13 protein-coding genes are annotated in these 13668 nt (G+C 40.9%); 6 read left to right on the top strand and 7 right to left on the bottom strand.

Annotation, left to right across the window (positions count from 1 at the left end):
* Positions 1-12 precede the first annotated feature (12 nt).
* From fucP to ACXACJ_RS05630, 7 genes are all read right to left on the bottom strand, one after another.
* Positions 13-1320 carry an L-fucose:H+ symporter permease gene (fucP, locus tag ACXACJ_RS05660; RefSeq protein WP_475133304.1) on the bottom strand — a complete coding sequence of 436 codons (1308 nt, stop codon included), beginning with the start codon at positions 1318-1320 and terminating at the stop codon, positions 13-15.
* Between the two features lie 9 nt (positions 1321-1329).
* The gene (locus ACXACJ_RS05655; protein ID WP_475133303.1) at positions 1330-2109 is read right to left on the bottom strand and encodes an L-fucose dehydrogenase; all 780 of its coding nucleotides are present in this window, start codon (positions 2107-2109) and stop codon (positions 1330-1332) included.
* Positions 2110-2139: 30 nt separating this feature from the next.
* A complete protein-coding gene (locus tag ACXACJ_RS05650) occupies positions 2140-4494 on the bottom strand; it encodes a glycoside hydrolase family 95 protein (RefSeq protein ID WP_475133302.1) in 2355 nt (784 codons plus the stop codon).
* A gap of 92 nt (positions 4495-4586) precedes the next feature.
* A complete protein-coding gene (locus ACXACJ_RS05645) occupies positions 4587-5420 on the bottom strand; it encodes an amidohydrolase family protein (RefSeq protein WP_475133301.1) in 834 nt (277 codons plus the stop codon).
* Positions 5417-6271: a fumarylacetoacetate hydrolase family protein gene (locus tag ACXACJ_RS05640; RefSeq protein ID WP_475133300.1), complete on the bottom strand. Its 855-nt coding sequence runs from the start codon at positions 6269-6271 to the stop codon at positions 5417-5419. Before ACXACJ_RS05640 ends, ACXACJ_RS05645 begins: the two co-directional genes overlap by 4 nt.
* 54 nt (positions 6272-6325) lie before the next feature.
* Positions 6326-7102, bottom strand: coding sequence for an SDR family NAD(P)-dependent oxidoreductase (locus ACXACJ_RS05635; RefSeq protein ID WP_475133299.1), 777 nt, complete (start codon positions 7100-7102; stop codon positions 6326-6328).
* Positions 7099-8409 (bottom strand): L-fuconate dehydratase, encoded by a 1311-nt coding sequence (locus tag ACXACJ_RS05630; protein ID WP_475133298.1) that lies wholly within the window; start codon positions 8407-8409, stop codon positions 7099-7101. Before ACXACJ_RS05630 ends, ACXACJ_RS05635 begins: the two co-directional genes overlap by 4 nt.
* 186 nt (positions 8410-8595) lie before the next feature.
* Here ACXACJ_RS05630 and ACXACJ_RS05625 point away from each other — a divergent pair, with 186 nt between their 5' ends.
* The 6 genes from ACXACJ_RS05625 to ACXACJ_RS05600 all read left to right on the top strand — a co-directional run bounded on the left by ACXACJ_RS05625 (position 8596) and on the right by ACXACJ_RS05600 (position 13652).
* Positions 8596-9414 carry an AraC family transcriptional regulator gene (locus ACXACJ_RS05625; protein WP_475133297.1) on the top strand — a complete coding sequence of 273 codons (819 nt, stop codon included), beginning with the start codon at positions 8596-8598 and terminating at the stop codon, positions 9412-9414.
* Between the two features lie 81 nt (positions 9415-9495).
* Positions 9496-11070 (top strand): ArnT family glycosyltransferase, encoded by a 1575-nt coding sequence (locus ACXACJ_RS05620; RefSeq protein ID WP_475133296.1) that lies wholly within the window; start codon positions 9496-9498, stop codon positions 11068-11070.
* A 77-nt stretch (positions 11071-11147) separates the two neighbouring features.
* Positions 11148-12059, top strand: a complete 912-nt coding sequence (locus tag ACXACJ_RS05615) for a DMT family transporter (protein ID WP_475133295.1) — start codon at positions 11148-11150, stop codon at positions 12057-12059.
* Positions 12060-12776 (top strand): pseudouridine synthase, encoded by a 717-nt coding sequence (locus ACXACJ_RS05610; RefSeq protein WP_475133294.1) that lies wholly within the window; start codon positions 12060-12062, stop codon positions 12774-12776.
* A 95-nt stretch (positions 12777-12871) separates the two neighbouring features.
* Positions 12872-13201 carry an ArsR/SmtB family transcription factor gene (locus ACXACJ_RS05605; RefSeq protein ID WP_475133293.1) on the top strand — a complete coding sequence of 110 codons (330 nt, stop codon included), beginning with the start codon at positions 12872-12874 and terminating at the stop codon, positions 13199-13201.
* A 4-nt stretch (positions 13202-13205) separates the two neighbouring features.
* On the top strand, positions 13206-13652 hold the full coding sequence (locus ACXACJ_RS05600) for an SRPBCC family protein (RefSeq protein ID WP_475133292.1): 447 nt from the start codon (positions 13206-13208) through the stop codon (positions 13650-13652).
* Positions 13653-13668 lie beyond the last annotated feature (16 nt).

Below are 13668 nucleotides of genomic sequence, written 5' to 3'. Positions count from 1 at the left end.
ACTCAATCCTTTTCAAGCATATTTTCTTCCCACCCAGGCGCCATACCAACCGATATAAATGAAGCAAACAAGAGGGAGTACAAATGAAAAATTAACTTCTGATGTCCCTAAAATGGTAGTGTCATTAACGGCCACTCCACCTAAATCAATGATCATTCCTTGCCATTTGGGCATAAGAGCGCCTCCAACAATGGCCATGACCAAACCAGCAGCTCCAATTTTCGATTCTTCTTCATTTAAACCATTGAGCGCCACACCATAAATGGTTGGGAACATAATGGACATAAACAGTGAAATCGCGACTAGCGCGTACAAGCCAAACACACCTTGAACATACATGGTGAGAACGGTGCTTATGCCTGCCAAAAAGGCGAAATATTTGAGTAAATGCCCTGCATTCACAAAACGAAGCAGGTAAGTACCAATGGCTCGGCCAACCAAAAACATAATGAAGGCTCCAAACTGATAATTCGCTGCCATTTCGCTGGAAATGCCAATGGCTTCGGCATATTGATAAATGTAGGTCCAGCACATGATTTGCGCCCCTACATAAAGTACCTGCGCCAAAACACCCATTACATATTTCTTATTTTTTCGTAGTGCTTGAAATGAGGAATTCAAACTTGGGATTGCCCCTTCTCCCCTGCTTTGAGGCATTTTACTCACCGCTATAAGCACAAAAATTCCAATTAAAACCAAGCCTAGAATAACATAGGGATTTCGGATAACCATCAGGTCGGAAGTTCTTATGAGGGTTTTTCTGGCTAAATCAAGAGAGTCAAAATTAGTAATATCATCGGACTGAAGTTTTTTGAGTACAAACTGCTGAGCCACAAGCAAACCACCCAATAGCCCAACAGGGTTAAATGCCTGAGCTAAATTTAATCGCTGAGTAGCCGTTTGGGGAGAACCCATAGCCAGAATATAAGGGTTGGCCGTGGTTTCCAGAAAAGCCAAACCAAATGTGAGAATGTATAAGCCGAGGCAAAAAAACCAGAATTGCTCAGTTATCGCAGCCGGATAAAACAAAAGAGCCCCGAAAGCATAAAGCGCCAATCCAATCAATACGCCAACTTTATAGGAATATTTTCTCACGAAAAGTGCCGCGGGTAAAGCCATACAAAAATAGCCTCCGTAAAAGGCCATTTGTACCCATGCGGCCTGCGAATTGGTGAGTTCCAGAACCTTCTTAAAGGCTTGAACCATGGGATCTGTAACAGCATTTGCAAAACCCCACAAAGCAAAAAGCGAAGTAATGAGAATGAAAGGAATAAGATTCTTCCGTTCTACGATTTTGGATTTATCAGTTGAAAAAGTCATAGGTGAAGTTTAGAGAATTCGGTCTAAATGTGTGTAGCCGCCATCCACATGAATATGCTGGCCAGTAATATGGCTGGCCCTTTCTGAAAGAAGAAATAAAACCATGTCGGCAATTTCTTCGGCTTTGGTCATTCTTTTCCCTAAAGGAATTTTACGGGCAATGGATGCGGCCTTTTCTTCTGGGTTGTCAAAAGATTGAAGCCATTGTTGGTACAAGGGTGTCATCACTTCTGCCGGAATTACTGCGTTTACTCTGATACTATATTTGAGCAATTCTACAGCCCATTCTCGGGTAAGCGCTAATATTGCACCTTTTGAGGCTGCATAACCCGAAGTGCTTCCTTGGCCCGTTATAGCTGTTTTTGAAGCAATATTTACAATCGCGCCTTGAGTTGCCTTTAAATAAGGCAGTGCAAAATGGCTGATATCAAAAAAGTGATTAAGGTTTTTATTTAGTGAAATTCTAAACGATTCTGGAGAGCCATTTTCCAGCCCTACGCCATCGTTTACGCCTGCATTGTTCACCAATCCATGAATGGAACCCAGTTTATGAATCGCTTGATAAACCGCATTTTCACAAGCTTTAGAATCGCATAAATCCGCTTGAACAAAGAGAGCTTTCCCTCCCTTATTTTCAAGTTCTGAAACAAGTTTATTGCCTGCTTCTTCATCTCTGTCTATAATAACAGCTCTTCCAGATTCAGCGCAGATCTGTTGAACAATTGCAGCCCCGATTCCCTTGGCTCCACCCGTTACGAGGTAAACTTTATCTTTCAGATTCAAATCCATTTCAACTCGATTAATTCATCAAAATAGCACTTATTTCTCAACCAGTTGAGCATTGAAAACATAAGCTTCGCCAGCTTTTAATTCCATCGATTTTGCGATACCATCATAAGCAAACTCAAATGTTCCTGATTTCTCAGGGACAACTCTAGCCTGAACTAAAACTCCGTTTTCCCATTTCAAATCAACCGTGAGATTTCCTCTTGCTTTTAATCCCTTCACCTCTCCATTAGCCCAAGCTTTGGGCAAAGCAGGCAAAAAATGAATGGATCCGGCATGCGATTGCAAAAGCGCTTCCGCCACACCCGCAGTAAATCCAAAATTTCCATCAATTTGAAAAGGAGGATGCATATCGAAAAGGTTGGACACTATAGATTTTTGCATGTGCAAGTTCACATGCTTTTCTACTTCCTCTCCTTCCAAAAGCCTGGCAGAAAGATTAATGAGCCAAGCGCGGCTCCAACCTGTTCCCGCTCCTCCGTGATCTAATCTATATTCGGCAGATTTTTTGGCGGCTTCAAATAGTTCCGGAGTCTCTTTTGTAATTGTATTACCCGGATAAATGCCATACAAATGCGACATATGTCTGTGCCCTTTCTCAGGCTCATCATAAGGTCTATCCCATTCCAAAATTCTGCCGTCAGGCCCAATCACGGTTCCTGACCTTAAGCCTTTTAGCTTTTCTTTTACTTCTTCAGTAAAATCATCTTCTATTCCCAACTCCTTAGCTGCCGCCAGAGCATTTGTAAATACTTCAGCTATGATTTGTTGATCTATGGCTGTGCCTAAAACCGTGGCTGCGGACTTTCCATCTTCCGCGATATATGAGTTTTCTGGAGAAGTAGACGGTGCTGAAACCCAAGTGCCATCACGAGGGTCTTTCATCAGCCAATCGAGGTAAAATAGCGCTGATTCTTTGATAGCGGGATAAGCTCTTTCTTTTAGAAAATCTTTGTCTTTAGTGAATTGGTAATGATCCCAAAAGTGCTGCATTAGCCAGCCACCACCACCAACCCACGCTCCCCAATAAGGTTGCTCGGCTCTCATCCAGGCCGGAGCCCAAAAATCCGTGGCCTGATGCGCCACAAAACCTCGCATACCATATTGTTTCTGCGCTGTAATTTTACCTCGCTCAATCAGCCTTTCGGTAAAGTCGAAAAATGGATCGTGTAAGTCGCTCAAATTGGTTACTTCCGCTGGCCAATAATTCATTTGAAGGTTAATATTCAGATGGTAATCCGCATTCCAAGGTGCTGAAAGAGCTTCGTTCCAAATACCTTGTAGATTGGCCGCGCTTGTTCCTTGTCGCGAACTTGAAATCAACAGATATCGCCCGTATTGGAATAATTTTGTCACTAAATCTGGATCCTTTTCTCCTGCCTGAACTCGCTCCAAACGTTGGTCAGTCGGCAAGCTATCTAGCGCATGTCCATCCAAGTTCAAACTCACGCGATTAAATAAATTCTGATAATCTTTTACATGAATTTTTAATATATTTTGAAAAGAAGAACCAGATAGTTTTTCTAAATTGGATTTATTTTTGGACTCAAAATCATCATGGTAGAATGAAGTAGCACAAACCAAATAAACCACCGCGCGCTTCACTCCTTTCAAAATCAGCTGCCCATTTTCTGCACGCACTTCGCCTCCATCATTCTCCACTTTCAGTCGGGTTTGAAACTTCACTCCATAATCAAGCGGAGCTGGCTTGGAATAATGAACAGCCTGATACTGAGTTACCATGCCGTCCATTTGAATTTCATTTTCATTAGGGTTAGAAATGGAAACTGTGGGGTGACCGTCATCTTGTGGCCTGTTCAGTCGCATGGAGAAATTCAATCCATTTTCATCTGTAGTTTTCAACTCCAAAACCAGTGCATTATCTGGCTCGCTGGCAAACATTCGTTCTGTAAATTCTGCACCGTTTGCTGTATACTTTACGGTAACTAATGAGGAATCCATATCCAGCTGACGATGGTAATCTGAAATTTCTCTTTCTTCAAAATCGATGAAAAGATCGCCCATGGTTTGATGAGAACGCAAAATGCTTTTGTGAGAAAATCGGTCTACCCATTCTTTATCAGCTTCATGAACCTTCCCTTGAATCAGCAGATTCCTGACATATTCCAAATCCTTCCAAGTACCTTGTGATTCTCCCCAATCTGGCCCACCAGGCCACATAGAATCTTCATTCAATTGAATTCTTTCATGCAAAGGATCACCAAAAATCATGGCTCCTAAGCGGCCGTTACCAATGGGCAAAGCTTCTTTTGACCAATCCTTTGCTGGAGTTTTATACCAAAGAAGATTATACCTAGGCTGTTCTGGTGCTTGTGAGCAGCCATAAACCAAAATAAGGCAAAGCGAAAGGATCCAAGATTTATTCATAGGTAGTTTGCTTTTAAAAAGTGAATTGAAACCGACTTTAGTGAATCGTTTGCGCAATTGAGCATATTTGAAAAATGAGAGTTCATCATCTTCTAAGGAGTCAACTTGTAAAACTTCGTAGCATTTTCTCCCCAAAACTTTGCCCTATCCTCTCGAGAAAAATTCATTAAGTATTCTTCCATAAGCACGCATGTAGTTGTATAGCTGCCTGCCAACTTACACACGGGCCAATCTGAGCCGAACATCACCCTATCGATACCAAATGCATTAAAAACGACATCGATATACGGTCGGATTTCATCCATTTTCCAACTGTGCCAATTCGCCTCGGTAATCATTCCCGAAACTTTACAGTAAACATTTGGCAACTGAGCAAGCTCTTGAATAGCTTCTTTCCATGAAAAAAGAATCTGGTGTTTAATCAAGGGTTTTGCAAGATGATCGACTACGAAAGGTTGATTAGGAAACTGCTTTACAAGCCCTATAGCAGCCCTTAACTGTTTAGGGTAAATGAGCAAGTCGTAGGTTAATCCAAACGAAGAAAGTGCAGAAATACCGTTTTTAAATTCAGGGTGAAGCAAAAAGTAAGGGTCGGGCTCAGCTTGAACAATGTGCCTTACTCCCTTGAATTTTGAATGAGCAGAAAAATATTCAAGTCTCTCAGAAACATTCTCAGCTCTCAAATCAACCCAACCCACAACGCCTTTGACAAAGGGATTCTGATCGGCCAAGCTCAGCAAAAACTCCGTTTCTTCCTCAGACTGATCGGCCTGAACAGCAACACAGCCATTCATTTCATTCACTTCAATTTCTTGCCTAAGTTCTTCAGGTAAAAAATCGTGCTTCAACACAGCCATGCTATCATCAATCCAAGCGTCTCGCTCGGGATCGTAATGCCAGAAATGTTGATGCGCGTCTATTCTCATTGGTATTTGACTACTTTTTGTTTCGCTACACCTAAGCCATCAATTCCCAATTCCATTTCATCACCTTCAACCAAATATTTCTGGGGATTTAGTCCTAAGCCTACTCCAAAAGGGGTTCCGGTAGAAATAACATCTCCCGGTAGCAAAGTCATGAATTGGCTGATATAACTTATCAACTCTGGAATTTTAAACACCATATCATTCGTATTGCTGTCTTGCATGGTCTTGCCATTCAATTTCAGCCAAAGCGGAAGGTTATGCACATCGGTAATTTCATCGGTTGTTGCCAGCCACGGACCAAGCGGAGCGAATGTATCGTTGCTTTTGCCTTTCACCCACTGGCCCAATCTCTCCAATTGAAATTCACGTTCGCTGATGTCGTTGTGAAGTACATAACCAGCCACATAATCCATGGCTTCAGCCTCTTCTACATAAGAAGCTTTTTTACCAATGACTACTGCCAGCTCTACTTCCCAATCCGTTTTCACACTTCCTTTGGGAATAATCACATCATCGTTTGGACCACAAATGGCAGTTGTGGACTTAAAGAAAAGGACTGGTTCGGTTGGCACTTGAGCGCCACTTTCTTGCGCATGTTTGGCATAATTTAACCCAACACATACAATTTTAGAAGGCCTACTAATCGGACTTCCGAGCCTTTCATCATCAGAAATTCTAGGGCAATTGTCAACGTTTTTAGAAAGCCAACTGATAAGCCTTTCTATGCCGTTAGTTTCAAAGAATTTCTCATTATAATCTTCACCAAAAGCGCTCACATCTACTCTTTGACCACTTTTCATGACGATTCCTGGCCTTTCTTCACCAGCTATTCCGAATCGGATTAATTTCATTTTGATTTATTTTTTCCAGTCTACTTCGACATTATGAAAAGCACAAGCAAACATTTATGTATTCAATTTTATAAAACCACCATCAATAGGATAATCCGTTCCAGTGATGAATGAAGCTTCATCGGAACATAGAAAAAGCGCCAAATTGCCAATTTCTTCCGGCTTACCCATTCGGCCAATAGGTTGTGTGGCTGATAATTTTTCGAACATTTCCTGTTCTTTGCCCGGATAGTTTTGAGCCAAAAATCCATCTACAAATGGTGTATGTACCCTTCCTGGCGAAATACAATTACAGCGAATGCCATAGTTCACATAATCTTTGGCAACGGAAAGTGTCATTGTAAGCACTGCTCCTTTACTCATGGAATAGGCAAATCGATCGGAAATGCCTACGGAAGATGCCACGGAAGCCATATTCAGAATAACTCCGCCCCGCTCCTTCATATGAGGTACACAGGCAAACATGCCATTGTAAACTCCTTTTACATTTACCTTGTAGATTCGATCGAAATCTTCTTCGGAAGTACCTTCAAGATTACCCACATGGGCAATTCCTGCATTATTGACTAGAATATCAATTCGAGTTTCAGATGCAATTTCGTCTACAAGCTTCTGAAATTCGGCTTGATTAGAAACATCGCACAAATGACTTTGCGCTTGGCTTCCAATGGCTTTAATGAGTGCCACCACTTCATCCGCTGCCTGTTGATTCAAATCGATTACATGAACCATGGCGCCAGCTTCGGCAAAAGTCAGCGCAATCGACCTACCGATACCGCTTCCTGCACCGGTTACTATGGCGCATTTTCCTATTAAGCTAAATTTACTCATAACGCTAATTCTTTTGACCAATAAGCTCCATCAGGATAAAGATAAGTTTCTAGCGACACCTTCTTCATAGTAATGCTATAACCCGAATCTTTGGGTGCTTGATAAGCTGCATTCTTTATTATAGTGGGTGATTCAAAATGCTCATGAAGATGATCCACATATTCCACAACTCTACCTTCCATAGTTCCGCTAATGCAGAGGTAATCGATCATAGCCAAATGCTGAACATACTCGCAAAGACCAACGCCACCGGCATGCGGACACACCTTTACCCCGAATTTTGCAGCCATTAAATACACTGCTAAAACCTCATTAACACCTCCCAAACGGCAACTATCTATTTGGCAATAATCCAAAGCCTCAGCTTGCATAAACTGCTTAAACATGATTCTATTCTGGCAGTGTTCTCCTGTGGCTACATGGATTGGAGCGATGGATTCTTTAATGCGTTTATGTCCTAAAACATCATCAGGATTTGTGGGCTCTTCAATCCACAATGGCTTGAATTTCTTCAAAGCATCCATCCATTGAATTGCTTCTTCCACATCCCATTTTTGGTTGGCATCCATCATTAAATGCCTTTCATATCCAATTTCTTCTCTAATGATTGTCGCCCTTCGGATGTCATCTTCCAAATTGCTGCCTACTTTCATTTTAATGTAAGTCCATCCGTCAGCAATGGCCTCTCTACACAGACGTCTGATTTTTTCATCAGAATAGCCCAACCATCCTGCTGAAGTTGTGTAAGCTGGATAACCGTTTTCTTTTAAGAAATTCAGTCTTTCGGGCTTAGATTCTTCCTTTGATTTTAAAAAACTCAAAGCTTCTTCCTTCGAAATGGCATCAGTTATATAAGTAAAGTCAATGCAGTTCAATAGTTGATCTGGACTCATATCACTTACCAATTTCCAAAGTGGTTTTTGCTCCATCTTGGCCCATAGATCCCAAATTGCGTTGATCACGGCTCCCAAAGAAATATGCATAACACCCTTCTCTGGCCCAAGCCAACGCAATTGGCTATCACCATTCAGTTTATGCCAGAATTCACCCATATTGGCAGTGATAACTCCCATCCTTTGACCAACCACCATGGGCATAAAGGCTTTGATGGCCTGTACACAAATATCATTTCCTCGGCCAATTGTAAAGGTCAGTCCATGGCCTTCCAATTCTGGAATGTTGGTTTTTAAGATGAGATAGGCTGCTGAATAATCGGGGTCAGGATTCATGGCATCGGATCCATCTAGCGTTTTGCTGGTCGGGAAACGAATATCCTTCACTTCATAGCCAATGATTTCACAATCCATATAAGGTGTTTTCGCATTTTATAAGAAGCAAGATCAACATCTCCGATTCAAAAATCTACGCAACCATATTCCTTTCCTAACACTATATTTGCATTATTCTATTCAATATGATTTTCATTCGATAACTTACTGTTTGTGAAAGCTACATTACTGCAAAGAGGCTTAGTCCCGAACAAATCTTTTAGCTTGGCAAAGCACGATTTTGATCATTTTCTCAAAATCTGGCATTACCACACTGAACTCGAGTTGGTTTATATTGAAGAAAGCGAAGGCACTCGATTCATTGGGGATAACATTGAACGATTCGATAAAGGAGAGCTAATTCTGATTGGAAGCAACCTGCCTCATATGTTTCAGAATGATACTTCTTATTTTGAGCCTGGTTCTCAACTTCGCGCTAAGGCAGAGGTTATACATTTTTCTCCTGAACTTTTACTTACCGGCTTAGCAAGCATTCCTGAATTATCTTCATTTAACGATTTGATAGAAAGGGCAAAACTAGGCCTAAAGTTTTCTGAGGCTACCAGCCAAAAAGTAAAGCGATTGATTCTTGAGCTGAACCCGCTCAACGAGCTGGATCGCCTTCTCAACTTCTTCCAAATATTGAGTGAATTGGTAAAAGACGAAAATGCTTCTACCCTAGCTTCACCAGGTTTTGTTAATCACTTTGACAAAGCGAATGACAAAAAATTGGACAAGGTTTATGATTATGTAATGCACAATTTTCAGCAACAAATTGAAGTCGAAGAAATGGCCACGTTGGTACATATGAATAAATCTTCCTTTTGTCGCTTCTTTAAAAAAACCACTCAAAAAACTTTTACCGAATTCCTTAATGAAGTACGAATTGGTTTCGCCTGTAAAATGCTTCTGGAAAGGCAAATGAATATTTTGGAAGTCAGCTACCATTGCGGCTACAATAATATTTCGCATTTCAATCGCCAGTTTTTAAAGAAAATGGGCATGCCACCTTCTCTTTATTTGAAGCATCGCACCAATGAATAAAGCCATTTTCTTCCGTTTGAATTTTTAGGTTTTTAAGATTATTCCTGCTTAATCTCTTAGCTTTGTAGCCACTAAAGAAGCATGCAGAAAACCTTTTTTTTAATACTCATTTTGGCCGTAGCAGTATCGTTCGCAAATATCAGCGGGCTCGATGTTTACGCTTTAGACGAAGCCAAAAATGCAGAAGCTGCAAGGGAAATGTTCGAAAGTGGAGATTATGTAGTCCCTCACTACAATTACCAACTCAGAACCGACAAACCACCTTTGCACTACTACTTTATGGCAGCAGGTTACTCCATTTTTGGGGTAAATGCTTTTGGAGCACGGTTCTTCTCTTCTTTAATGGGCGTTTTAACAATTATGATCACCTTTCTTTTTGCCCAAAAGCATTTTGGAGAAAAGGTAGGTCGAAATGCGGCACTGGTTTTAATTGCTTCAATACACTTTGCCTTGCAAATCCACATGGCCGTTCCCGATCCTTATTTGATCTTTTTTCTGACTTGGGCCTTCTTTGCTTTTTACGAAGCTTATGTAGAAAATAACAAATGGCAACTGCTCTGTTTTTACTTTGCTGTGGGCTGTGGATTACTTACCAAAGGCCCTATTGCCATGGGGTTGACAGGCTTAACTTGCCTAATTTTTCTATTTGCCAAAAAGGATTTTAAATGGAAAACCATTTGGAGAATGCAGCCATTTGGAGGGGTTATTCTTTCGTTATTAATCGCCTTACCTTGGTATTGGGCAGTACACAAACAAACCGATGGGCTTTGGACAGAAGAGTTCTTTTTCAAGCATAACTTTTCAAGGTTTTCCGATTCTATGGAAGGCCATAATGGAAGCCCATTTTTGACATTGATTTTCGTTTTTGGCTTGGGTATGTTGGCCTTTCTTCCTTTCAGTTTTCAAGCGCTTGGGAAAGCATGGAAAGATAGAAAATCAAATAGTGCTTTATTATATGTGTTGATTGGAGCGCTCGTAATCATTGTATTTTTCGCCATCAGCAGCACTAAGTTGCCCAATTACACTACGCCTTCTTATCCTCTTTTGGCTATTCTGATCGGGTACTATATCAGCAAAATCGACAACAGCTATTTTCAAACCATAGCCAATAAATTCCGTCTCGGATTTTATGGACTACTTATGGTGGGCTTTCCCATCGCAATATATTTTGGATTGAAGGGAGACAAAAGCTTATCTCACCTAAAGGATTTAGCCTTTTATTTTACTCCGCTTAGTGCCTTGGGCTTATATATTTTAAGGCGAACCATTTTCAAGAATAATATCGAAAAGGTCTTATGGCTGAACATCGCCACATGGACGGTGATCAGTATGTTGTTTTTCTACATCATTTTCCCACAAGTAGATGCTGAAAATCCTGTTCAGAAAACCCTTCCTCAAATGGATACTTCTGCAGAAATCATTGCTTTTAAAAGGCTAAATCCAGCATTTGTTTTCGCTTTGCAGAGAGAGGTTCCCATGTATAATACTAAGGAAGAAATTCTGGATTATATGGCTGCGCATCCTAATGGCTACATTATCTCTAGAACACAATATAAGGAAGAGCTCGAAACTATTCCCGGCCTAACTTTTCAAGCCAAAGCCAGAGACACTTTTGAAAATCCCACGACTCTAATTATGCGCTGGGGAACTCCCTAAAGTCCGGTTAAGTTAAAATGCATGTTCCGGTGATTTAGCTATGCATCCAATGTCTAAATTCGGGGCAGAAATACCCTATGAAAAACTCTAGCAATTTACTTTTATTTGCCATTCCGGCCCTTATTTGGGGTTCAACTTGGTATGCCATCACCTTTCAACTTGGCGCGGTAGATCCACTAATGTCCGTGATGTATCGATTTGCTTTAGCAGGCATTTTATTACTTGCTTATTGTAAGGCTTTGGGTAAACCTCTTCGTTTTCCAGCCAAAGTTCACTTGAGAATTGCACTTCAAGGTATTCTTCTCCATGGCTTTAACTATTGGTTGGTATATCAGTCCGAAGAACATTTAACCAGTGGTTTGGTAGCGGTTGGTTTTTCATTAATTATTTTCTTCAACATTATATTTGGAGCGCTTTTTCTAAAACAGCCTATTACGGCTCGTGTCACTTTGGGAGCTGTCTTTGGGATTCTTGGCACCATGGTCATTTTCAAAAAAGAACTGATGGCATTCCATATGGGAGATGACTCATTCACAGGGCTTATTTTGTGTGTGTCCTCTGTAATGATTGCGAGCTTGGGCAATATTGCTTCAGCTTATAATTCCAAGTTGAAAATACCCGTGATGCAATCCACAGCCTTTGCCATGATTTATGGAGCTTTAGCCATGTTGATTGTTGGCGTTTCTTTAGGTCGTCCGTTTACCATCGATTGGTCAACACCATATGTAATTTCAATGCTTTATTTGGTGGTTTTCGGTTCTGTTATAGCTTTCAGCACATACTTAACTCTTATCGGAAGAATTGGAGCAGGAAAAGCAGCTTATGCCATTGTGGCCGTGCCCTTGGTAGCGGTAACCATTTCCTCCATTTTCGAAGGCTTCGTGATTACAGAATATACCTTTCTTGGCATGTTTATGTTGATTATCGGTAATATTTTCGCTCTTTATAAAAAGCGAGCGCCTAAAGCACAAAGTATCGCAAAAGCATAAATGGAAGAACCAGAGCAGTCGATTCACCTCAATGAACCTTTAGAAATTCTCTATCAGGACGAAGACCTTGTGGCCATTAATAAACCACATGGTCTTTTGGTGCATCGTTCGCCCATTGCCAGAAATACCGATACGTTTGCGGTTCAAGAACTGCGAAACCAAATAGGTTTGCATGTTTCCCCTGCTCACCGATTAGATAGAAAAACCTCGGGAGTTTTGGTTTTTGCGCTCAATTCAGAGGCCCTCACCCATCTTCAACAACAGTTCGAAAATAGAATTCCTAAGAAGATTTATCACAGCATTGTGCGCGGTTATACTGAAGCTGAAGGTATAATAGATTACGCACTCACCAACGACAAGGGAAAAACTCAGGATGCTATTACTCGCTATAAAACTTTAGCGCAAACAGAAATACCTGTGCCGTTTGGCAAGCATCAAACCTCTCGATATTCTTGGGTAGAAGTTTATCCAGAAACCGGACGGATGCATCAAATCAGAAAGCATTTCGCCCATATACTACATCCAATTATTGGTGATAGGCCTCATGGCTGCAACAAACAGAACAAGCTATTTCTAGAAAAATGGAATATGGGAACCATGCTTCTTCACGCCAAACAACTGACTATAAATCATCCCAAATCAGGTGAGCCCTTGATTTTTACAGCCAATCATTCTTCAGAATTTGAAAGAATGCTATCCACTCTTGCTTTCAAATAATTAAAAGAATCACTCTTTTTTTCTATTAAGCTATTGCGTAACCGAATAGTTACATTTAAATTAGTAACCATTCAGTTACAAATTATTTGAGAGAGATGAGAAGAGACGTATTTCAAGCCATTGCCGACCCCACAAGACGCGAAATCATTGGCTTACTAGCCAACAAAACCATGAATTTGAATGCTGTAGCCGAAAATTTTGACATCAGTCGCCCAGCCATTTCAAAACATATAAAAATTCTGACGGAATGCGGTTTGGTCATTATCAATCAAGAAGGCAGAGAGAGATACTGTGAAGCTCAATTAGAACCTTTAGAAGAAGTGACTACTTGGGTGGAGCAGTACAGACAATTCTGGGAATCGAGACTTGATTCTTTAGAAGGTTACTTAAAGAAGATTCAAGCAAAAGATCAAAAACAACCTTAATAAAATGGATACAAAAGATAGAGAACTTATCATTTCTCGCGTGCTGGATGCACCTGTGAAATTGGTTTGGGAAGTATGGAAAAACCCTGATCACATTAAGAATTGGTGGGGACCCGAAGGCTTTACGAACACCATTCATAAAATGGAATTCTGGCCAGGCGGCACTTGGGAATTTGTAATGCATGGCCCAGACGGCACGGATTACAAAAACAAGAGCATTTTCAAAGAGATCATTGAGGGTGAGAAAATTGTGTTCGATCATGTATCTGGCCCAAAATTCACTACCACAGTTATTTTTGAGGCTCAAGGAGAGAAAACGTACATCCACTGGCACATGCTTTTTGAAACCGCGGAGCAATTCCAACAAACGGTTAAAACCTTTAAAGCCGATGAAGGACTTAAACAGAACATTGTCCGTATGAATGCCTACTTGCTCCAAGTTCAATCTTAAAATCTGCCCTAATTTT

Source organism: Roseivirga sp. AWQ4_251 (genome assembly GCF_056158225.1).
The sequence above is the reverse complement of the archived record's forward strand: the minus strand, read 5'-3'. Positions and strand labels throughout refer to the sequence as shown.

Excerpts from the sequence above, each read along its gene's own strand:
- fucP (WP_475133304.1), bottom strand. The coding sequence starts at position 1,320 with ATGACTTTTTCAACTGATAAATCCAAAATCGTAGAACGGAAGAATCTT.
- ACXACJ_RS05655 (WP_475133303.1), bottom strand. The coding sequence starts at position 2,109 with ATGGATTTGAATCTGAAAGATAAAGTTTACCTCGTAACGGGTGGAGCC.
- ACXACJ_RS05650 (WP_475133302.1), bottom strand. The coding sequence starts at position 4,494 with ATGAATAAATCTTGGATCCTTTCGCTTTGCCTTATTTTGGTTTATGGC.
- ACXACJ_RS05645 (WP_475133301.1), bottom strand. The coding sequence starts at position 5,420 with ATGAGAATAGACGCGCATCAACATTTCTGGCATTACGATCCCGAGCGA.
- ACXACJ_RS05640 (WP_475133300.1), bottom strand. The coding sequence starts at position 6,271 with ATGAAATTAATCCGATTCGGAATAGCTGGTGAAGAAAGGCCAGGAATC.
- ACXACJ_RS05635 (WP_475133299.1), bottom strand. The coding sequence starts at position 7,102 with ATGAGTAAATTTAGCTTAATAGGAAAATGCGCCATAGTAACCGGTGCA.
- ACXACJ_RS05630 (WP_475133298.1), bottom strand. The coding sequence starts at position 8,409 with ATGGATTGTGAAATCATTGGCTATGAAGTGAAGGATATTCGTTTCCCG.
- ACXACJ_RS05620 (WP_475133296.1), top strand. The coding sequence starts at position 9,496 with ATGCAGAAAACCTTTTTTTTAATACTCATTTTGGCCGTAGCAGTATCG.
- ACXACJ_RS05615 (WP_475133295.1), top strand. The coding sequence starts at position 11,148 with ATGAAAAACTCTAGCAATTTACTTTTATTTGCCATTCCGGCCCTTATT.
- ACXACJ_RS05610 (WP_475133294.1), top strand. The coding sequence starts at position 12,060 with ATGGAAGAACCAGAGCAGTCGATTCACCTCAATGAACCTTTAGAAATT.
- ACXACJ_RS05605 (WP_475133293.1), top strand. The coding sequence starts at position 12,872 with ATGAGAAGAGACGTATTTCAAGCCATTGCCGACCCCACAAGACGCGAA.
- ACXACJ_RS05600 (WP_475133292.1), top strand. The coding sequence starts at position 13,206 with ATGGATACAAAAGATAGAGAACTTATCATTTCTCGCGTGCTGGATGCA.